Below are 19,701 nucleotides of genomic sequence, written 5' to 3' on the forward strand. Positions count from 1 at the left end.
CTTGGTCTCCCTGGGAATGCCGTCAGATCGAGAAATCCATGCGTTCGCGGCCCTCGGAATGGACACCGGCCGTTTCCGCCCGGCGGCACAGGTCCTCGACCGTGATCGAGTCGAGCTTGGCCATGATCGTCTCGTGCAGCTCGTTCCAGAGCGGCTGGACGACCTTGCGGCCGAGGTCTGAAGTCATCACGCCGCCCTCGCCGTCTTCCTCCTCCTCGCCGGCCTCGACCGCGCCGACCACGCGGATGATCTCGCCGACCGTGATGCGGCGCCTCTCCCGGGCCAGGCGGTAGCCGCCCTTGGGGCCGCGCACGCCCTTCAGCACGCCGGCATGGACGAGCTGCTGCATCACCTGCTCGAGGTAACGCTGGGGGATCCCCTGGCGCCGGGTGATCTCCTTCGACTGTACCGGTTCGGGCCGGGCGTTATAGGCGATGTCGACCACGGCCTCGAGGGCGAAGAGCATCTTGCGCGATAGGCGTAGCATCAGATGTTCCGTTCCTTCACGGTCTCGGCGATCCGCGCGGCGAGGCGCGCGGCCACTTCTGTCTTGGGCAGGCGGGGCCAGCTCTCGACCCCGTCCGCCGTCACGATGTGCACGGCATTGTCCCGTGCCCCCATCACGCCACCCTCGGGACCGCTGCCGACATCGTTGGCGACGATCCAGTCACAGCCCTTGCGGGCGAGCTTGGCCTTGGCGTGATCGATTACATGCTCGGTCTCGGCGGCGAAGCCGACGACCAGCGGCGGACGCTTCTCGCCCGCCTTGGAAAGGCTGGCGAGAATGTCCGGGTTCTCGACGAAGGAGAGCGCCGGCACCTGGCCCGAGCCGTCCTTCTTGATCTTCTGATCGGCTTCGCCGGCGACCCGCCAGTCGGCCACTGCGGCCGCGCAGACTGCGACATCGGCGGGCAGTGCCGCCTCGACCGCCGCCGCCATCTGGCGCGCGGTCTCGACATGGAGGGTCTCGACGCCGGCAGGATCAGGCAGGGTGACCGGGCCGGAGACCAGGGTGACCTTGGCGCCGAGCGCCGCCAGGGCGCCCGCGATGGCATGGCCCTGCTGGCCGGAGGAGCGGTTGGCGATGTAACGGACCGGATCGATCGGCTCGTGGGTCGGGCCAGAGGTGACCACGATCCGCTTGCCGGCGAGGGGCTTCGGCGCCGCCTGTTCGGCATAGAATGCCTCGATCCGGGCCAGGATCTCGTGGGGTTCCGCCAGGCGGCCGGGGCCATATTCGCCGCAGGCCATGTCGCCGTCGTTCGGCCCGACCACCAGGACGCCGTCGGCCCGGAGACGGGCCAGGTTCCGCCGCGTCGCCGGATGGTTCCACATGCGGACATTCATGGCAGGCGCGATCAGCACCGGCTTGTCGGTGGCGAGCAGGGCGGTCGAGGCGAGATCGTCGGCATGGCCGTTGGCCATCTTGGCCATCAGATCGGCGGTGGCCGGACAGACCACGAGAAGATCGGCCGCGCGGCTGAGCTGGATATGCCCCATTTCCGCTTCGTCCGTGAGCGAGAACAGCTCGCCGTAGACCTTGTCGCCAGTCAGCGCCGAGACGGACAGGGGGGTGACGAATTCGCGCGCCGCCGCGGTCATGATGGCGCGCACAGCGATGCCGCGTTCACGCAGGCGGCGAATCAGCTCCAGCGCCTTATAGGCGGCGATGCCGCCGCCGATGACCAGAAGAACACGCTTTTCGGCCATTCCGCTTGCCCCGCGCAATGGAGGTGAGGAATCAAGTTTTATACGTAATGTTGGTGGAATTCAATGGAAATGCCGTTTCACGTTCGGGATAGGGGCCGTTGACGGCGCCGTGCCGCCGTGACCTTCTCTCCGCTGGAGAATTCGGGGGACTATATGCGTGCCGCCATGATCGTTGCCGCCCTGGGCGCGGCGGGGCTTCTTCTCGCCGGCTGCGAGACCGCGCCGCCGACCTCGGCCTCGGCCGAGCAGCCGGGGGCGGTGGCCGTGCTGGCCGGCGGCTGGCAGGTCGGTGCCGGCAAGCTGCATGATTCGAGCGGGCGGGATTATGCCGTCTGTACCCTGCAACAGACCGGCGAGGGGACGCGGCGCTTCTGGCTGGCGGCGACACCGCCCGCGGTCTCGAAGGATGTTTTCATCGGGCTCCGCTCACCCGACCTGCCCGCGGTCGAGGGCAAGGTCGAACGCAAGGCGGCGCTCAGCATCGACGGCAAGGATTTCGCACCGGCGCGGGTCCAGCAGGCGGGGGACGCGCTGTCGATGGCGATCCCGGGTGACGCCGCGGCCGCCTTCCTGGATGCCTTCGCCAAGGGCGCCGATCTTCGTGTGAGCGCGGTCGACCTGCCGGGCTTCGCCTATCCGGTCTCGCTCAAGGGCAGTGCCGCCGGCCGCAAGGCCTGGGCCGAGTGTATCGCGACCAGGCTCAGCGAGTGAGGGCGAGGACGACCACGGCGGCGGCCAGCGCGATCACTGCCCACCACAGCCGGCGCTGCGTCTTGGCCTGACCTTCTGCGATGGCGCGTGCCGTCTCCGGATGGAGGCGGAGGCCGCTCTCGGTCACCTGGGAGCCGAAGCGTTCCAGCTTGTCGAGCAGGGAGGGCAGGCGCCGCGCCAGGCCGGCCGCCCCTTCGGCCGCGTCGAGCAGGCGATGCTCGGGCGAGAAGGTCGAGACCAGCCATTTCTCCACGACGGGACGCGATACTTCCCAGATGTTCATGTCGGGATCGAGGCTGCCGCACACGCCCTCGACCACCACCATGGTCTTCTGCAGCATGAGCAGATTGGGCTGGGTCTCCATGGCGAAAGTCTCGGTCACCATGAAGAGCTGCTGCAGCAGGCGGGCGATCGAAATCTCCCGCGTCGGCCGGCCCAGGATCGGCTCGCCGATCGAGCGGAGCGCCTGGGCGAAGAGTTCGACCGATTTCGAAGCGGGCAGGATCCCCGCCTCGGCGTGGACGCGGGCGACCCGCTTGTAATCCGCCGTGATGAAGCCGATCAGGGTCTCCGCCATGAAGCGGCGCATCGCCCGGTCGAGCCGGCCCATGATGCCGAAATCGATCACCACGATGGTGCCGTCGTCGGCGACGAAGAGATTGCCCTGGTGCAGGTCGGCATGGAAGAAGCCGTGGCCGAGCGCCTGGTCCAGGAAACTCTGCATCAGCCGCTTGGCGAGGTCGCGCGGGTCGTGGCCGGCGGCGACCAGGCGGTTCCGGTCGCCGATCGGGATGCCGCGCACCCGGTCGACGGTCAGCACGCGCCGCGCCGTCCGGCTCCAGTCGACAGCAGGCGCCTTCACCCGCCCGTCGGGGCTGAGCGAGAGCGCCAGTTCCGAGGCGGCGGCGGCTTCGAGGCGGAGGTCCATCTCGAGGAAAGAGACTTCGGCCAGCGTCCGCACCACTTCGCGCGGGCGGAGCCGTTTCAGGGGCAGCATCCAGCGTTCGGCGATTTCCGCCGCCCAGGCGAGCGCTTCGAGGTCGAGGCGGAAGGCGGCCTCAATGCCGGGACGCAGGACCTTGACCGCGACCTCGCGCCCTTCGCGCGTCGTCGCGAAATGGACCTGGGCGATCGAGGCGGCGGCCACCGGCTGCTCGTCGAGCGCGCTGAAGATCTGGTCGAGCGGATGCATCAGCTCGTGCTCGATGATCCGCTTCGCCTCCGCCGTCGGGAAGGGCGGCACCCGGTCCTGGAGCTGCGAGAGCGCGCGGGCGACCTGCTCGCCGACGAGGTCCGGGCGGGCCGCCAGGCTCTGCCCCAGCTTGATATAGGTGGGGCCCAGGCTGCCCAGGGCGACGGCCAGGCGCTCGCCCGCCGACTTGCCTTCGAGGTGCAGCCGCCGCGGCATGAGCTGGATCGACAGCAGGCGCCGGGCCAGCCGCGCCGAGAGCGGCAATTCCTCGACCAGTTCGGCCGGGAACAGGGCGTCGTGCACGGCGAGCCGCCGGGCCACCCGGAACAGCCGCCAGGAATGGCGCAGGGCCGCCAGCACCGGCCGCGTCCTAGAGGCGCCAGCCGCTGTGCAGGGCCGCGACGCCGCCGGTCAGATTGCGCACCTGGACCTGCTCGAAGCCGGCGTCGCGCAGCATGCCGGCGAAAGTCTCCTGGTCCGGGAAACGGCGGATGCTCTCGACCAGGTAACGGTAGGCATCGGCATTGCCGGCCACCATGCGGCCGATCTGCGGGATCAGGCGGAAGGAATATTCCTCGTAGATCTTGTCGAGCCCGGGCACCACGACCTTGGAGAATTCGAGGCACAGGAAGCGCCCGCCGGGTTTCAGCACGCGGCGCATGTCCTTCAGCGCCTCGGCGATATGGGTGACGTTGCGGATGCCGAAGGCGATCGTCACATAGTCGACCGAACGGTCGCGCAGCGGCAGTTTCTCGGCGTCGCCCACCACCCAGTCGAGGCCGAAACGGCCCTGGTCCAGCGCGCGGTCGCGCCCGACCAGGATCATCTCGGCATTGATGTCGAGCACGGTGACGCGCGACTTCGGCCCGGCCCGGTCCTGGAAGCGGAAGGCGATGTCGCCGGTGCCGCCCGCGACGTCGAGCAGATGGCTGCCCGGGGCGGGGTTCAGCCAATCGATCATCGCCGTCTTCCACAGGCGGTGCACCCCGCCCGACATCAAGTCGTTCATGATGTCGTAGCGCTTGGCGACCGCATCGAAGACGCTGCGCACGCGGCGGGCCTTGTCGGCCTCGGGGACGGTCTCGAAACCGAAGTGGGTGACCTTGTCGGTCGCGTTTGGTTCGGTCGCGTTCGGCGCTTGGGCGTGATCGGTCATGGCGCGACACCATAGCGCCCCGGCGCATCTGCCGCTAGGCTCCGCGCATGCCTGAACTGCCCGAAGTCGAAACCGTCCGCCGTGGCCTGGCGATCGCCCTGGAAGGCCGGAAACTGGCCCGTGTCCAGGTGCGGCGGCCCGATCTGCGCGTACCGTTCCCGCCCCGATTCGCGGAAGTCCTGACGGGGCGGCGGATCGTCGCAATCCGGCGCCGGGCCAAATATCTGCTGATCGAACTCGACGACGGCGCCGTGGTGATCGCCCATCTTGGCATGTCCGGGCGGATGACCGTCGGCGACGGCCCGATGCCCGACGAGAAGCCGCACGACCATGTGGTGTTCGAGACGGAAGAGGGGCCCTGGGCGATCTTCAACGACCATCGCCGCTTCGGCCTCATGGTCCTCGGCCATGTCGATACGCTGGAAGCCCATCCCCTGCTGGCGGGGATCGGGCCGGAACCGCTCGGCAATTCCTTCGATGCGGAGACCCTGTCGGCCGCCCTCGCGGGCAAAAGATCGCCGATCAAGGCGGCGCTGCTCGACCAGACCGTGGTCGCCGGCCTTGGCAATATCTATGTTTCGGAAGCCCTGTTCCGCGCCCGCATTGCACCGACGCGGGAGGCCGCCAGCGTCGCCGGCAAGCGGGCGGAGCGCCTGGTGCCGGCGATCCGCGACGTGCTGACCGAAGCGATCGCGGCCGGCGGCTCGACGCTGCGCGACTATGTGCAGGCGGACGGCGAACTCGGCTATTTCCAGCACGCCTTCAAGGTCTACGACCGCGAGGGCGAGGTCTGCCCGGCTTGCGGTGCCGTCGCCATCCGGCGCATCGTGCAGAGCAACCGATCGACCTATTTCTGCCCGCGTTGCCAGAGGTGAGGGGGGAATGCGACCTGCTCACCTCGGTCCGCTGTCGCGGGGCAGTGCGGAACTCGCCTATCGTCGGGCTTCGGCGATGCCGGCGATCGTTATATTGCCGCAGGCGGCGGGGCTGCTCGCCGTCCGCCTCGAGCTGCGGCCCCATTCCCTCTGACTGAAAGGTAGCGGAGCGCGTCATGGCCTATGAGACCATCCTGACTGAAACCCGCGGGGCGGTGGCCCTGATCACCCTGAACCGGCCGCAGGCGCTGAACGCGCTGAACGCCCAGCTCCTGGGCGAGCTCTGCACCGCGCTCGAAGCCTTCGACGCGGACGAGGGCGTCGGCTGCATCGTGCTGACCGGCAGCGCCAAGGCTTTCGCGGCCGGCGCCGACATCAAGGAAATGGCGCCCCAGTCCTATATGGACATGTTCAAGAGCGACTTCTTCGCCAAGGAACACGACCGCATCTGCGCGATCAAGAAGCCGATCATCGCCGCGGTCGCCGGCTACGCGCTGGGCGGCGGCTGCGAGTTGTCCATGCTGTGCGACTTCATCCTGGCGGGCGACAACGCCAAATTCGGCCAGCCTGAAATCAACCTGGGCACGATTCCCGGCATCGGCGGTTCGCAGCGCCTGACCCGCTTCGTCGGCAAGTCCAAGGCGATGGAAATGTGCCTGACCGGTCGCATGATGGATGCTGCGGAAGCCGAGCGCGCCGGTCTCGTCTCGCGCGTCGTGCCGGCCGCCGATCTGGTCGACGAAGCGGTGAAGGTTGCGACCGTGATCGCCGAAAAATCCCAGCCGATCGTGCGCATGGCCAAGCAGGCGGTGAATCGCGCCTACGAGACCACGTTGCTGGAAGGCGTGCTGTTCGAACGCCGCCTGTTCCACTCCACCTTCGCGACCGAAGACCAGAAGGAAGGCATGTCCGCCTTCGTCGAGAAGCGCAAGCCGGTCTTCAAGCAGCGCTGATCGGCCGGCAAAGAAAAACCCTCTCCCCGGGCGGGGAGAGGGTTTCCACTGCGGGGCCGCCCGATCAGAAGTCGAGGGCCTGGGCCTGTTTCACCTGCGGGATGGCGCGCACCTTGGCGACCACTTCGGCGGGGATCGCCTCGTCGACGGCAACGAGGCAGATCGCTTCGTCGCCCTGGGTGCGGCGGCCCAGGTTGAAGGTCGCGATGTTGAGGCCCGCTTCGCCCAGGATGGTGCCGAGGGCGCCGATGAAGCCCGGCTTGTCCTCGTTCGTCACATAGAGCATGTGCGGGGTCAGTTCGGCCTCGACCGTGATGCCCTTGATCGAGACGATGCGGGGCTGGCTGTCGGCAAACAGCGTGCCGGCGACCGAGCGGGTCTTGCCGTCCATCTCGACCGTGACGCGCATCAGGGTCGGATAGTCCGAAGCCGCCTCGATCTTGGTGTCGGCCACGGAGATGTTGCGCTCCTTGGCCACCACGGGCGCGTTCACCATGTTGACCGACGGCATCAGGGGCCCGAGCAGGCCCTGGAGCGCGATCGCGGTGAGCGGGCGGGTGTTCAGCTTGGCGGCGGCGCCCTCGTATTCGATCGTCACCTTGCGGATGCCCACTTCGGCCGAGAGCTTGCCGGCGAAGCCGCCGAGCTGGGCCGCCAGCTTCATGTAGGGACGCAGCCGCGGCGCTTCCTCGGCCGTGACGGACGGCATGTTCAGCGCGTTGGAAACCGCACCGTCGACCAGATAGGCCGACATCTGCTCGGCCACCTGCAGCGCCACATTCTCCTGCGCTTCGGTCGTCGAGGCGCCGAGGTGCGGGGTGCAGACCACATGGGGATGGCCGAACAGGATGTTCTCCTTGGCCGGCTCGACCGCGAAGACGTCCAGCGCCGCACGGGCGACCTTGCCCGAGTTGAGCGCGGCGAGCAGGTCTTCCTCGACGATCAGGCCGCCGCGGGCGCAGTTGATGATGCGCACCCCGTCCTTCATCTTGGCGATCGTCTCGGCCCGGATGATGTTGCGGGTGCTGTCGGTCAGCGGCGTGTGCAGGGTGATGAAGTCGGCGCGGGCGAAGAGCTCGTCCAGCTCGACCTTGGTGACGCCGATCTCGAGCGCGCGTTCCGGGGTCAGGAACGGGTCATAGGCGATGACCTGCATCTTCAGGCCCTGGGCGCGGTCGGCGACGATCGAGCCGATGTTGCCGGCGCCGATCAGGCCGAGGGTCTTGGCGTAGAGCTCGACACCCATGAAGCGGTTCTTCTCCCACTTGCCGGCGTGGGTCGAGGCGCTGGCGGCGGGGATGTCGCGGGCGATCGAGAACATCATGGCGATCGCATGTTCGGCCGTGGTGATCGAATTGCCGAAGGGCGTGTTCATCACCACGATGCCGCGGGCGGTGGCGGCCGGAATGTCGACATTGTCGACGCCGATGCCGGCACGGCCGACGACCTTCAGGTTGGTCGCGGCGGCGATGACATCCGCCGTCACCTTGGTGGCGGAGCGGATGGCGAGGCCGTCGTACTGGCCGATGATGGCGATCAGCTCGTCCTTCTTGAGGCCGGTCTTGATGTCGACCTCGACACCGCGGTCACGGAAGATCTGGGCGGCGGCGGGGCTCAGTTCGTCGGAAATCAGAACCTTGGGCATGGGGGCACCTTAAGGTTGGAAGGGGGCGGTTTCGAACCGGGAATAGCGCGTAAGGCGTGGCGCGGCCCCCGCTCTCGCGGGGGCGACGCATCAGGCGATCAGGCAGCAGTGGCGAGCTGGGCCTTCACTTCGGCATAGGCCCAGTCGAGCCAGGGCAGCAGGGCTTCGAGGTCGGCCGCTTCGACGGTCGCCCCGGCCCAGATGCGCAGGCCCGGAGGGGCGTCGCGATAGGCGCCGATGTCATAGGCGACGCCTTCCTTGTCCAGCATGTCGGCCAGTTTCTTGGCGACCGCCGCCTTGCCCTCGTCGTTCAGGGTATCGACCCAGGGGTCGGTGACCTTGAGGCAGACCGAGGTGCAGGAACGGATCGCCTTGTCCTCGGCCAGGAAGCCGGCCCAGGCGGATTTGGCGACCCAGGCTTCGAGCACGGCCAGATTGGCTTCGGAGCGGGCGATCAGCCCGTCGAGCCCGCCGACCGTTTCGGCCCAGGCGAGGGCATCGAGATAGTCTTCGACGCAGATCATCGAAGGCGTGTTGATCGTCTCGCCCTTGAAGATGCCTTCCGAGAGCTTGCCGCCGGAGGTCATGCGGAAAATCTTCGGCATCGGCCAGGGCGGGGAATAGGTGGTCAGCCGCTCGACCGCGCGGGGCGACAGGATGATCATGCCGTGGGCCGCTTCGCCGCCCAGGACCTTCTGCCAGGAGAAAGTGGTGCCGTCGAGCTTGGACCAGGGCAGGTCCATCGCAAAGGCGGCCGAAGTCGCGTCGCAGATGGTCAGGCCTTCGCGGTCGTCGGCGATCCAGTCGCCGTTCGGCACGCGGACACCCGAAGTGGTGCCGTTCCAGGTGAAGACCACGTCATGGGTCTTGTCGACGGCGGCGAGGTCGGAGATCGCGCCATAGCCGGCTTCGAGCTTGCGCACGTCCTTCAGCTTGAGCTGCTTGACGACGTCGGCGACCCAGCCCGAACCGAAGCTCTCCCAGGCCAGCATGTCGATCGGGCGGGGCCCAAGCAGCGACCACAGCGCCATCTCGACCGCGCCGGTATCGGACGCGGGCACGATGCCGATCTTGTAGTCGGCAGGAACCTTCAGGATCTTGCGGGTGTCCTCGATCGCCTTGAGGAGCTTGGCCTTGCCGGGTTTCGAGCGGTGCGAGCGGCCGACCAGCGCGTCGTCGAGGGCTGCCGTGGTCCAGCCGGGGCGCTTGGCGCAGGGGCCGGACGAAAACATCGGGGTGACAGGGCGAACAACAGGCTTCGTCATATTGACTTATCCTTCCAGATAAGCTGCGTCCCGGTGGGGGGACGTGACCCGCCGGCGAACATACTCATGGCGCTTGCCAAGTCAACGCGGCTTTCGTCGCGTCCGGCAATTTCGCTTGTTCACCCTGTTTTGCCGGATCAAGATTGCCGAAATAAGACGAACGAGGACGAGGCGGCATGGAGCAGGGCGTAATCGCGTGGTTGCCGGGCAAGACTGCCAGTGATTCCCCGGCCGCGAGTGCCGCCGCTCCCCGCAGGGTCTTCTTCACCCGTCGCGAACTCGATCTGATTCTGGGCCTCTATGGCCGCATGGTGGCGGCCGGCGAATGGCGCGACTACGCCATGGCCGACGGTGCGGAAGTGGCGGTCTTCGCCGTCCACCGGCGGAGCTCGGAACAGCCGCTCTACCGGATCGAGAAGCGGCCGGCGCTGGCCCGGAAACAGGGCGCCTTCGCCGTGATCGCGGCGGGCGGACGGATTCTCAAGCGGGGCGCAGACCTCGCCAATGTGCTGGCGGTGCTGGAGCGCAAGCTCCTGAAGATCGTCGAAGGGGAGTGAGACGGATGGGCCTCTACGAGCGGCACGTGGTGCCGCGCCTGATCAATTTCGCCTGCGGTACCAAGCCGATCCGCTACCAGCGGAAGAAGGTGGTGCCCCAGGCCTCGGGCGTCGTGCTGGAAATCGGCATTGGCACCGGGCTCAACCTGCCGTTCTACGATCCCGCCAAGGTGACCCGGGTGATCGGCCTCGATCCTTCGGAAGAGTCTTGGAAGATCGCCGGGCGGCGAGCCAAGTCGGTGTCTTTTCCGGTCGACTTCATCGGCCTGCCGGGCGAGCGCATCCCGCTCGACGACGCCTCGGTCGATACCGTGGTGATGACCTACAGCCTGTGCACGATTCCCGATCCGGTGGCCGCCCTCGACGGCATACGCCGCGTGCTGAAGCCCGGCGGCCAGTTGCTGTTCTGCGAGCACGGCGAGGCGCCGGACCATGGCGTGCGGCGCTGGCAGGGCCGGGTCAACCCGGTCTGGAAGCGCTGCTTCGGCGGCTGCAACCTGCACCGCCCGATCCCGGATCTTTTGCGGGCCGCGGGCTTCCGGCTGGACAAGCTGGAGAGCATGTATCTGCCCGGCACGCCCAAGATCGCCGGCTTCAACTATTGGGGCAGCGCCACCGCGGCGTGAGCGGCCCGCCGGTTCAGGTCCATACGCCCGTCATGGCCGGGGGCGTCCCACGGGCGTCCGGTCGAGCTGAAAATCACCGGGTCAGGCCAGGAAGCGGGCGTGATCTGTATCAGCGCATCGAGGGGTGAACATTCATCTGTCGTCATCGCCGGGCTTGACCCGGCGATGACGATCAGAGGCTGCCGTTCCCGACGACGCCACGACGATGGGGGAGGGGTTACCCCTCCGCCCGGCGCAGCAGCCGTTCGGGCGCTTCGCCTTCGCCGAATTGGAGCGAGGCGAGGCGGGCGTAGAGGCCGCCCTTGGCGACCAGCTCCGCATGGGTGCCGGTCTCGACGATGCGGCCTTCGTCCATCACCAGGATGCGGTCGGCATTGACCACGGTGGCGAGCCGGTGGGCGATCACCAGGGTGGTGCGGTCCTTCATCAGGCGGTCGAGCGCCGCCTGGACCTGAACCTCCGATTCGGCGTCGAGCGCGCTGGTCGCCTCGTCGAGGAGCAGGATCTTGGGATCGCGCAGCACGGCGCGGGCGATCGCGATGCGCTGCTTCTGCCCGCCCGAGAGGCGGACGCCCCGTTCGCCGAGCTGGGCCGCGAAGCCTCCCGGCAGTTGCTCGACGAAGCCCCGGGCCGAGGCCGCCTCGGCCGCAGCCAGCACCTCGGCGTCGCTCGCCTCGGGCCGGCCGTAGCGAATATTGGCGGCGGCATCGGTCGCGAAGATCGTGGTCTCTTGCGGGACCAGGGCGAAGAGGCTGCGCAGCGCCACCGGATCGACCGTCTTCACGTCGATGCCGTCGACCGTGACGACGCCCGAGTCGGGGTCGTGGAAGCGGAGCAGGAGCTGGAACACGGTCGACTTGCCGGCGCCCGAAGGTCCGACCAGGGCGACCGTCTCGCCCGGCGCCACGCTGAAGGACAGGTGCTCGATCGCAGGGAGGTCCGGCCGCGACTGATAGTGGAAGGTGACGTCGTCGAAGCGGATAGCACCTTCTGCCGGGCTCGGCAGCGCCACGGGCCGTTCCGGCGCCTTGATCTTGGGTACCACGGCGAGGAGTTCGAGCAGGCGCTCGGCCGCACCGGCGGCGCGCTGCAGGTCGCCCCAGACTTCCGAGAGAGCGCCGAGGGCGCCGGCGGCGACGATCGCATAGAAGACGAAGGCCGCCAGTTCGCCGCCCGTCATGTCGCCATGGTGCACGTCCTTGGCGCCGATCCACAGGATCAGGTCGATCGCGCCGAAAACCAGGGTGATCACCAGGGCGGTGAGCCAGGCGCGGGTGCGGATCCGCTGCCGTGCCGTCGCGAAGGAGGATTCGATGGTGGCGCCATAGCGCCGGGCCTCGCCCGCTTCCTGGGCGAAGGCCTGGACCGTGTGCACGGCATTCAAGGTCTCGTTGGCGACGGCCGCCGAATCGGCCAGCTTGTCCTGGCTGGCGCGCGACAAGCGCCGTACCCGCCGCCCGAAGATCAGGATCGGCAGCAGCACCAGCGGAACGACCAGCAGCAGCATGGCCGACAGCTTGGCCGAGGTGATGACCAGCAGCGCCGTGCCGCCGATGAACATGAGCAGATTGCGCAGCGCGACCGAGGCGGAGGAACCGACCACGGCCTCGATCACCATGGTGTCGGAATTCAGCCGCGACAGGATTTCACCTGTCTTGGTCGTCTCGAAGAAGGTGGCGTCGAGCGAGATGACATGGCCGTAGATGGTGCGCCGAAGGTCGGCGATCACCCGCTCGCCCAGCCAGGAGACCAGGTAGAAGCGCCCGAAGGTGGCCAGCGCCAGCACCAGCACGACACCGAGCAGGGCGACGAAATAGATGTCGATATAGTCGGCGCTGCCGGTGGCGAAGCCCTTGTCGATCAGCCGGCGCAGCGCCTGGCCGATGGTCAGCGTGGCCCCCGCCGCGACGGTCAGGGCGACCAGGGCGAGGGCGACACGGCGGCGGTAGGGGCGGATGAAGGGCCAGAGCTGGCGCAGCTTGCCGAAGGGATTGCCGCGCCGCTTGCCGTCGGCGGCGACGGCGTCAGACATGCGTGTCGACCTCGATGCCGAGGGACTTCAGGTCGGCCACCAGGCGGTCGTCCAGCTTTTCGCCGCCGCGGGTCGAGCGCCATTCGGCCGAACCCTCGTCCCAGGCGTAGTGATGGGCGCCCGACACGGGCGAGGACAGCCAGATCTGCTTCAGAGGCACGTGACGGTTCAGGATGAAGGTCTTGCCGTCGGCCGTGACAGCCTGCAGGACGCCGTCGGCCAAGCCCACTTCGTCGAGCCCCTCGGCGTCCTCGAGCCGGTCGAGCCAGCGCCCCAGGGTCTGTTCGACCATCGCGTGAAACAGATTCTCGTCCATTGCCATCGAGCTTCTCCCGCTACTAGCAAAACGGCCGGGTCGACCGGGATGGGTATTCGCGCCGTCAGGCGCGACTGACTGTTACGACGATTGGGATGGAGAGGGAAGGGGCCGCGGCATCCGACTTTGGGTATTGGCGCGGATCAGGGCGACCAGGGCCCGCAGGCCGGCCGGCGCATGGCGGTGGCCGGGGTAATAGAGGCGGTTGCCGGGAAAGGCGGGAGTCCAGTCGTCGAGCACGGCGACCAGGCGGCCGTCGGCCAGGACATCTTCGACCGCCGATTGATTCACCATGGCGAAACCGACCCCGGCCAGGGCGGCGTCGACCATCAGGCGACCCTCGTCGAGCGTCAGGTTGCCGCGCACGTCGAGCGCCAACTGGAGGCCCCGCTTCTCGAATTCCCAGCGGTAGAGCGAGCCCGACGGCATGCGTCGGCGGATGCAATTGTGCCGCAGCAGGTCTTCCGGCGCCTCGGGCGGGCGGACCGTGGCGAGGAAGTCGGGCGAGCAGACCACCACCAGGCGCTGGTCGCCGCTCAGCGGCACGGCGATCATGTCCTGCGGCACCGCTTCGGCCAGGCGCACGCCGGCGTCGAACCCCTGGGCCACGATGTCGACGAAGCGCCCCTCGGTCACCACGTCGACCTGCATCTCGGGATAGAGGCGCAGGAAATCCAGGATATGGGGCATCAGGTGGTACTGGGCGGCCATGGACGAGGCGTTGATGCGCAGCGTGCCCCTGGGCCGGTCGCGGAATTCGTTCACCGCCTCCATCGCCGCCGCGATCTCGCCCAGCGCCGGGCGCAGCCGGGCCAGGAAACCCTCTCCTGCCTCGGAGAGGGCGACGCTGCGGGTGGTCCGGTTGAACAGGCGAACCCCCATCCGCTGCTCGAGCGCCGCGATGGCATGGCTGACCGCCGAGGGCGACAGGCCGAGTTCGAGGGCGGCGGCCCGGAAGCTGCGCCGATTGGCGACGGCCACCACGGCATTCAATTCGAGAAGCCCGGTCCGGTCCATTGTGCAAAATCCTGCATCAAGTCATGTCAGAATAGTCGGATTGTTTCAGCAATGTCACGGCTCTACCTATCGACCGTCCCCATCGGCAAGGCAAGGAACGCGACCATGAAGACCATTCTCGTCACCGGGGTCAGCACGGGGCTCGGCCGTGCCCTGGCGGTGGCCGCCCTGGCCGCCGGCCACCGCGTCGTCGGCACCCTGCGCCGGGCGGAAGACCTGGCGGCCTTCGAGGCGCTGGCTCCCGGGCGGGCGATCGGCCGCCTGCTCGACGTCACCGATTTCGCCGCCGTCCGGCCCCTGGTCGATGCCGTCGAGGCCGAGGCCGGCCCGATCGACGCCCTGGTCAACAATGCGGGCTTCGGCCTCGAAGGCACGATCGAGGAGACCGCCCTCGAAGACGTCCGCCGCCAGTTCGACGTCAACGTGTTCGGCGCGATCGCCGTGATCCAAGCCGTGCTGCCTCATATGCGGGCGCGCCGTGCCGGGCATATCCTCAATGTGACGTCGATGGGCGGCTTCATCACCATGCCCGGGATCGGCTTCTACCACGGCACCAAATTCGCCCTCGAAGCGATCTCCGAAACCCTGGGCAAGGAAGTGAAGCACCTCGGCATCAAGGTGACGGCGATCGAGCCGGGCAGTTTCCGCACCGACTGGGCGGGCCGTTCCATGGTGCGGGCGGAAGCGAGGATCGCCGATTACGACGAAGTCTTCGCCCCGCGCCGTCAGACCCGGCTCGAGATGAGCGGGCACCAGCCCGGCGACCCGGCCAAGGCGGCCGCCGCCATGCTGGCGGTGATCGCCATGGACGAGCCGCCGGCCCATCTTCTGCTGGGGCGCGACGCGACCCGCCTGGTGGGCGAGAAACTCGCCGCCCTGGGGCAGGAATTCGCGGCCTATCGCGATCTTTCCCATTCGACCGATTTCGCCGCCTGAACCGAAAGGACGCGATCATGAGCACGATTTCCGCCAGTGCCGCCGGGACGTTTCGCATCGGCGGCACCACGCCCGTCACCCGCCTCGGCTTCGGGGCGATGCGCATCGTCGGTCCCGGCATCTGGGGGCCGCCGGCCGACAAGGCGGCCGTCCTCGCTGTCTTGAAGCGTCTGCCCGAACTGGGGGTCGATTTCATCGATACCGCGGATTCCTATGGCCCCGATTTCTCGGAAGCGCTGATCCGCGAGGCCCTGCATCCCTATGGCCGGACCCTGGTCGCCACCAAGGGCGGCTTGACTCGCCCGGGGCCGGGCGTCTGGGTCCCGCTCGGCCGGCCCGACTATCTGATCCAGCAGGCGAAGAAAAGCGCCTGGCGCCTGGGCGTCGAACGGATCGGCCTGTGGCAGCTCCACCGGATCGACCCGACCGTACCGCGCGACGAACAATTCGGCGCCATCCGCCAGCTCCTGGACGAAGGCGTGATCGCCCATGCCGGCCTCTCCGAGGTGACGATCGCCGAAATCGAGGCGGCGTCGAAAATCTTCCCCGTGGCGACGGTGCAGAACCGCTACAACCTGGTCGACCGCGGTTCGGAAGCGGTGCTGGACTATTGTACCGGGAAGGGCATCGGCTTCATTCCGTGGTTCCCGCTGGCGGCCGGCGACCTGGCCAAGCCGGGCGGCAAGCTCGATGCGATCGCCAAGAAGCTCGGCGCCACGCCCGGCCAGGTGGCGCTCGCCTGGGTCCTGAAGCGGAGCCCGGTCACGCTGCCGATTCCGGGCACCGGGCGTGTCGCCCATCTCGAAGAGAATGTCGCGGCCGCTTCGATCCGCCTGAGCGACGAGGATTTCGCCGCCCTCGACGCCGCGGGGCGGGGCGCATGAGTGCCACCGTCCTGATCACCGGCTGTTCGTCCGGCATCGGCCGGGCGGCGGCCCGGCTCTTCGCCGAGCGGGGCTGGAACGTGGTCGCCACCATGCGCCGGCCGGTCGGGGAGGGCGATGCGCGAACCCTGATCACCCATCTCGACGTCACCGATCCGGCCTCGGTCACCACGGCGGTGGAAGCCGGGATCGCGCGCTTCGGGGCGATCGACCTCCTGGTCAACAACGCGGGCCGCGGCCATTTCGGCCTGTTCGAGGCGACGGCCGAGGAAGAGGTCAAAGCCCTCTTCGATGTCGACCTGTTCGGCGTGATGGCGGTGACGCGCGCCCTGCTGCCCCATTTCCGGGCGCGCAGGGCGGGCATGGTGGTCAATGTCTCGTCCGGCGCCGGGCTCTTCACCCTGCCGATGTCGTCGCTCTATTGCGCGGCGAAATTCGCCCTCGAGGGCTTTTCCGAGGCGCTGTCCTATGAGCTCGCGGCGGTCGGTGTCGGGGTCAAGCTGGTGATTCCCCACGGCGGCGTCACGGGGACCGACTTCGGCCGCAACCAGGCCCTCGCGGTCGAAGGAGCGCCGCCCGACTATGCGGATTTCGTCGCCGGGACCGCGGCCGCCTTCGGGCGCATGGTGGCGGCGCGCAGCCTTTCGGCGGAAGAGGTGGCTTCAGCGATCTTCGAGGCCGCGACCGACGGCACCACGCGGCTCCGCTATCTGGTCGGCGACGATGCGCGGGGCTTCGTGAAGGCCCGGCAGACCCTGGCCGACCAGGATTACGTCGACTTCATGCGGGCGAAATTCCGCCCGTGAGATCAGCCTTCGGCGGAGTCCTTCAGATAGGGCTCCACCGGGCCTTTCAGCAGGATGGTGAGGGGATTGCCGTGGCGGTCGCGGGCAGTGCCGGCGGCGACACGGATCCAGCCTTCCGAGACGCAATATTCGTCGACATTGGTTTTTTCCTGGCCCTTGAAGCGGATGCCGACGCCGCGCTTCAGCAGTTCTTCGTCGTAATAGGGGCTGTTCGGGTTGGAGGACAGCCGGTCGGGCAGAGGAGTGCTCATCACAGGGACCATTCGGAAATCGGGCCGCCAGTAATAGCGGGCCGGGCGGCTCTTGCCAACCGGCGGACCCGATCCCGGGTGACAGCGGAGTCAGGCGACCTCGTCGATCAGCTTGCCGACGCCGGGCGCGAGGTTGCCGCGGGACGGTGCCGCGGCGGCGATCTTGGCACGGTCGTCGCTGTCGCCGTCGTTCTCGATCTCGCCCGGGCGTTCGGTGCTCACCCGGGTGACGGGGGCGGTGCTGGGTGGGAGGGCGCCGGTGCCGATGCTGCCGATGTTCACGATGGAGGGGCCTCCAGAAGGGATGTCTCCATCTCGGCGACAATCCCTTACTGTGTCCTGACAGCGGCAAAAAATGACTTCGGCGGCCTGTTCGCTCGCGTTTCGCGCTGAAATCGGGCAGGGTGGCGGCAATTCCTCCCCCCCAAGGACATCCCATGCGACAGCTATCCCCCGCCGGCCAGCAGGCGGTCAACGATATAGCGGCGCGCCACGGCTTCAGCCCGGATGCGGTCGCCTCGATGCTGGAGGCCGTGATCGCCGGCAACGGTACAATGGCCCAGTTCAATCATCCGGAATTCGCCGGTTCGGGCCAATGGATGCGCGGTGGCATGACCATGGTCTCGGACATGTTCAACAATTACCTGAAGGGCCGGGTCGACGGCCTGTGCAGCGAATTGTCCAACCTGGTGGCGAACCAGCCCGGCCTGCTCCAGACCGGCAGCTTCCAGTCGCAGTCGCAGAGCGGCGGCGGCCAGAACGTGCAGAACCAGTCCGGCTTCGGCGGCGGGATGCAGCAGCAGGACAGCGGCGGCACTTTTTCGGGTGTCAGCTTGTTCGTGCCGCCGGCCCCGGGCCAGGGCACCCACTGGTGGCCCGCGGACCTGGGGATGCCCAACAGCACTGGCGCCCAGAACAACGTCCGCTATGCTTATTTCGCCCAGGCCCGGCGCCTGGCGATCGACGTCGGTGGCCGTGTCACGGTCTATGACACGCTCGACCATCAGATCGGCGGCTTCTCGCAGCAGCAGTCCTTCGGCGGCAGTCTCGGCTTCTCCAGCCAATACGGCCTGATCGACGTCGCCAGCCTGCCGGTCGTCTCGATCGACGGCCAGGCGCCCCAGCCGGTGTTTCAACCGGCGCCGCAGCCGGTACCGCCGCCCGAACCGGTGTTCCAGGCGCCGTCCCCGGCCCAGGTGCCGCCCCAGGCTGCGCCGCCGGCGAGCGAGGGCGACATCTTCGCCACCATCGAGAAATTGGCGGGGCTTCGCGCCAAGGGCATCCTGAGCGACGAGGAATTCGCGGCGAAGAAGGCGGAATTGCTGGCCCGGCTCTGAGCGGGCCTGCAATTCCCGTTGCCTTCGCCGGCCATTTCCGTTACCAACGCGGCTTCCCGACGCGAAGTCGAACATATTTCACCCATGGCCGGCGGCTGGCGCCGTGGTCAAGGAGCAGAGCGATGAAGGACGGTATCCACCCCAACTACCATGTCATCACGGTCGAAATGACCGATGGCACGGTGTTCAAGACCCGCTCCACCTGGGGCAAGGAAGGCGATGTCCTGAAGCTCGACATCGACAAGAGCTCGCATCCCGCCTGGACCGGCGGCAGCCAGCGCATTGTCGATACCGGCGGCATGGTCGCCCGCTTCAACAAGCGCTTCGCCAAGTTCGGCATCAAGTGATCCGCGCGCCTCAGGCGCTGCGATCGAGAAGGCGGCCTCCGGGCCGCCTTTTTCGTTTTGGCGCCGGGGGCAGGCCCCTTGCAGGGCGCGCCGTCGCTTCCTACCTGAAGTCATGCCGGATGCCCGAACGGGGTCCGGCCGCCGGGCCCGGCCGATGACGGGGGGCCCGCCGCACGATGATCATTCGCCATTGCTCGACGGAGAATTGCGATGCGCACTGCTTTCGATTTCTCGCCCCTCATGCGTTCCACCATCGGCTTCGACCGGGTTTCGCGCCTGCTCGACGCGGCCGCCCGCACCGATGAAGCCACCGGCGGCTATCCGCCCTACAACATCGAAAAATCCGGCAACGACCGTTACCGCATCACCATGGCGGTGGCCGGCTTCGCCCCTGAACAGCTCGACGTCACCGTGAAGGAGAATGTCCTGGTGATCGCCGGCAAGGCGCGCGAAGAGAAGGAAGGTGTGGAATATCTGCACCGCGGCATCGCCGCCCGTGCCTTCGAGCGCCGCTTCGAACTCGCCGATACCATCAAGGTGGTGAATGCCGCCTTCGAGAACGGCTTGCTGCACGTCGAACTCGTGCGCGAGGTGCCGGAAGCCAAGAAGCCGCGCCAGATTTCGATCGAGACCCGCGCCCAGGCCCAGGCCCCGCAGATCGAACACGCCGCCTGAGCGATGAGCGCCCCGGAAATCTGAGCGGTTCGCTACCCCAGAAATGGCGACGGGCTGCCCAGTGGGCAGCCCGTTCTTTTGTGAAGTCCGTCCCTGCAAGACTTGCGGGAGGGATCTTGCAAGCGTGGCGCGCCTGCGTCAACCCGCCACAGGGTCGGGCGCCTAATTTTCTTATCGCTCGGGGCGCCTCATCGCTTGAAGAATGCGTCCGCGGCGTTGCGATGCGCATGTTTCTTCGCGATCTCCGCCTCGCAGCGGGCGATCTCCTCCCGGCAGGAAGCGATGCGCGCCTCCAGGTCTTCGACCGAGAGGGGATCGAGCGGGACCGCCTCGACCGTCAGGGCGGTCTTGGGCCGCGGCCTGTCTTCGGTGTCGAACATCGTCTTGCCTCTGGCTCCATCCTCGCCTAA

The 19,701-nt window shown here is 67.8% G+C and carries 24 protein-coding genes; 12 read left to right on the plus strand and 12 right to left on the minus strand.

The window, feature by feature from the left end; genetic code table 11:
- Nucleotides 1-22: 22 nt before the first annotated feature.
- Together WC493_RS00085 and coaBC are read right to left on the minus strand one after the other, a co-directional pair.
- Nucleotides 23-487, minus strand: coding sequence for an Rrf2 family transcriptional regulator (locus WC493_RS00085; protein ID WP_373061218.1), 465 nt, complete (start codon nt 485-487; stop codon nt 23-25).
- Nucleotides 487-1,710 (minus strand): bifunctional phosphopantothenoylcysteine decarboxylase/phosphopantothenate--cysteine ligase CoaBC, encoded by a 1,224-nt coding sequence (gene coaBC / locus WC493_RS00090; protein ID WP_373061220.1) that lies wholly within the window; start codon nt 1,708-1,710, stop codon nt 487-489. The genes WC493_RS00085 and coaBC overlap by 1 nt, the downstream gene beginning before the upstream one ends.
- Before the next feature lie 117 nt (nt 1,711-1,827).
- On the opposite strand from coaBC, the gene WC493_RS00095 reads away from it, so the two are divergent.
- The gene (locus WC493_RS00095) at nt 1,828-2,421 is read left to right on the plus strand and encodes a hypothetical protein (RefSeq protein ID WP_373061222.1); all 594 of its coding nucleotides are present in this window, start codon (nt 1,828-1,830) and stop codon (nt 2,419-2,421) included.
- On the opposite strand, the gene ubiB is transcribed toward WC493_RS00095, so the two are convergent.
- Together ubiB and ubiE are read right to left on the minus strand one after the other, a co-directional pair.
- Complete coding sequence (gene ubiB / locus WC493_RS00100; protein ID WP_373061224.1) at nt 2,411-3,973, minus strand: 2-polyprenylphenol 6-hydroxylase; 1,563 nt, start codon at nt 3,971-3,973, stop codon at nt 2,411-2,413. The genes WC493_RS00095 and ubiB overlap by 11 nt on opposite strands.
- A 10-nt stretch (nt 3,974-3,983) precedes the next feature.
- Entirely contained in the window at nt 3,984-4,769 is a 786-nt protein-coding gene (gene ubiE, locus WC493_RS00105; protein WP_373061226.1) for a bifunctional demethylmenaquinone methyltransferase/2-methoxy-6-polyprenyl-1,4-benzoquinol methylase UbiE, read from the minus strand.
- 47 nt (nt 4,770-4,816) lie between these two features.
- Between ubiE and mutM the strand changes: the two genes are divergently transcribed.
- Genes mutM through WC493_RS00120 form a run of 3 tightly spaced genes read left to right on the plus strand, consistent with a single transcriptional unit; the run spans nt 4,817 to nt 6,597 of the window.
- Nucleotides 4,817-5,644, plus strand: coding sequence for a bifunctional DNA-formamidopyrimidine glycosylase/DNA-(apurinic or apyrimidinic site) lyase (gene mutM / locus WC493_RS00110; RefSeq protein WP_373061228.1), 828 nt, complete (start codon nt 4,817-4,819; stop codon nt 5,642-5,644).
- 7 nt (nt 5,645-5,651) lie between these two features.
- Nucleotides 5,652-5,798, plus strand: a complete 147-nt coding sequence (locus WC493_RS00115) for a hypothetical protein (RefSeq protein WP_373061230.1) — start codon at nt 5,652-5,654, stop codon at nt 5,796-5,798.
- A 22-nt stretch (nt 5,799-5,820) separates the two neighbouring features.
- Nucleotides 5,821-6,597, plus strand: coding sequence for an enoyl-CoA hydratase (locus tag WC493_RS00120; protein ID WP_373061232.1), 777 nt, complete (start codon nt 5,821-5,823; stop codon nt 6,595-6,597).
- A gap of 64 nt (nt 6,598-6,661) precedes the next feature.
- On the opposite strand, the gene serA is transcribed toward WC493_RS00120, so the two are convergent.
- The gene (gene serA, locus WC493_RS00125; RefSeq protein WP_373061234.1) at nt 6,662-8,242 is read right to left on the minus strand and encodes a phosphoglycerate dehydrogenase; all 1,581 of its coding nucleotides are present in this window, start codon (nt 8,240-8,242) and stop codon (nt 6,662-6,664) included.
- Between the two features lie 98 nt (nt 8,243-8,340).
- Nucleotides 8,341-9,507: a phosphoserine transaminase gene (locus WC493_RS00130; RefSeq protein ID WP_373061236.1), complete on the minus strand. Its 1,167-nt coding sequence runs from the start codon at nt 9,505-9,507 to the stop codon at nt 8,341-8,343.
- 176 nt (nt 9,508-9,683) lie between these two features.
- On the opposite strand from WC493_RS00130, the gene WC493_RS00135 reads away from it, so the two are divergent.
- Together WC493_RS00135 and WC493_RS00140 are read left to right on the plus strand one after the other, a co-directional pair.
- A complete protein-coding gene (locus WC493_RS00135) occupies nt 9,684-10,064 on the plus strand; it encodes a DUF2794 domain-containing protein (protein ID WP_373061238.1) in 381 nt (126 codons plus the stop codon).
- 5 nt (nt 10,065-10,069) lie between these two features.
- On the plus strand, nt 10,070-10,690 hold the full coding sequence (locus WC493_RS00140; protein ID WP_373061240.1) for a class I SAM-dependent methyltransferase: 621 nt from the start codon (nt 10,070-10,072) through the stop codon (nt 10,688-10,690).
- Between the two features lie 217 nt (nt 10,691-10,907).
- Here WC493_RS00140 and WC493_RS00145 read toward each other — a convergent pair whose 3' ends face one another.
- The 3 genes from WC493_RS00145 to WC493_RS00155 all read right to left on the minus strand — a co-directional run bounded on the left by WC493_RS00145 (nt 10,908) and on the right by WC493_RS00155 (nt 14,055).
- Entirely contained in the window at nt 10,908-12,722 is a 1,815-nt protein-coding gene (locus tag WC493_RS00145) for an ABC transporter transmembrane domain-containing protein (protein WP_373061242.1), read from the minus strand.
- On the minus strand, nt 12,715-13,044 hold the full coding sequence (gene cyaY, locus WC493_RS00150) for an iron donor protein CyaY (RefSeq protein WP_373061244.1): 330 nt from the start codon (nt 13,042-13,044) through the stop codon (nt 12,715-12,717). Before cyaY ends, WC493_RS00145 begins: the two co-directional genes overlap by 8 nt.
- Before the next feature lie 75 nt (nt 13,045-13,119).
- Entirely contained in the window at nt 13,120-14,055 is a 936-nt protein-coding gene (locus WC493_RS00155) for a LysR family transcriptional regulator (protein ID WP_373061246.1), read from the minus strand.
- A 105-nt stretch (nt 14,056-14,160) separates the two neighbouring features.
- Here WC493_RS00155 and WC493_RS00160 point away from each other — a divergent pair, with 105 nt between their 5' ends.
- From WC493_RS00160 to WC493_RS00170, 3 genes are read left to right on the plus strand one after another with little or no spacing between them, the layout of a single operon-like run.
- Nucleotides 14,161-14,991, plus strand: coding sequence for an oxidoreductase (locus WC493_RS00160; protein ID WP_373061249.1), 831 nt, complete (start codon nt 14,161-14,163; stop codon nt 14,989-14,991).
- Nucleotides 14,992-15,008: 17 nt separating this feature from the next.
- The gene (locus WC493_RS00165; protein ID WP_373061251.1) at nt 15,009-15,875 is read left to right on the plus strand and encodes an aldo/keto reductase; all 867 of its coding nucleotides are present in this window, start codon (nt 15,009-15,011) and stop codon (nt 15,873-15,875) included.
- Nucleotides 15,872-16,681, plus strand: a complete 810-nt coding sequence (locus WC493_RS00170; RefSeq protein ID WP_373061253.1) for an SDR family oxidoreductase — start codon at nt 15,872-15,874, stop codon at nt 16,679-16,681. Before WC493_RS00165 ends, WC493_RS00170 begins: the two co-directional genes overlap by 4 nt.
- Before the next feature lie 2 nt (nt 16,682-16,683).
- On the opposite strand, the gene WC493_RS00175 is transcribed toward WC493_RS00170, so the two are convergent.
- Both WC493_RS00175 and WC493_RS00180 read right to left on the minus strand, forming a co-directional pair.
- Entirely contained in the window at nt 16,684-16,932 is a 249-nt protein-coding gene (locus WC493_RS00175; protein ID WP_373061255.1) for a DUF3297 family protein, read from the minus strand.
- A 90-nt stretch (nt 16,933-17,022) separates the two neighbouring features.
- Nucleotides 17,023-17,214 (minus strand): hypothetical protein, encoded by a 192-nt coding sequence (locus tag WC493_RS00180; RefSeq protein WP_373061257.1) that lies wholly within the window; start codon nt 17,212-17,214, stop codon nt 17,023-17,025.
- A gap of 155 nt (nt 17,215-17,369) precedes the next feature.
- Between WC493_RS00180 and WC493_RS00185 the strand changes: the two genes are divergently transcribed.
- The 3 genes from WC493_RS00185 to WC493_RS00195 all read left to right on the plus strand — a co-directional run bounded on the left by WC493_RS00185 (nt 17,370) and on the right by WC493_RS00195 (nt 19,291).
- Entirely contained in the window at nt 17,370-18,269 is a 900-nt protein-coding gene (locus WC493_RS00185; RefSeq protein ID WP_373061259.1) for an SHOCT domain-containing protein, read from the plus strand.
- 122 nt (nt 18,270-18,391) lie between these two features.
- The gene (rpmE, locus tag WC493_RS00190; RefSeq protein WP_373061261.1) at nt 18,392-18,616 is read left to right on the plus strand and encodes a 50S ribosomal protein L31; all 225 of its coding nucleotides are present in this window, start codon (nt 18,392-18,394) and stop codon (nt 18,614-18,616) included.
- A 210-nt stretch (nt 18,617-18,826) separates the two neighbouring features.
- Nucleotides 18,827-19,291, plus strand: coding sequence for an Hsp20 family protein (locus tag WC493_RS00195; RefSeq protein ID WP_373061263.1), 465 nt, complete (start codon nt 18,827-18,829; stop codon nt 19,289-19,291).
- A 188-nt stretch (nt 19,292-19,479) separates the two neighbouring features.
- Here the strand turns inward: WC493_RS00195 and WC493_RS00200 are convergent, their stop codons facing one another.
- Nucleotides 19,480-19,671 (minus strand): DUF1192 domain-containing protein, encoded by a 192-nt coding sequence (locus WC493_RS00200; protein ID WP_373061265.1) that lies wholly within the window; start codon nt 19,669-19,671, stop codon nt 19,480-19,482.
- Between the last annotated feature and the right edge of the window lie 30 nt (nt 19,672-19,701).

Origin of the sequence: Zavarzinia sp. (assembly GCF_041650655.1) — a bacterium.
Lineage (GTDB): Bacteria > Pseudomonadota > Alphaproteobacteria > Zavarziniales > Zavarziniaceae > Zavarzinia.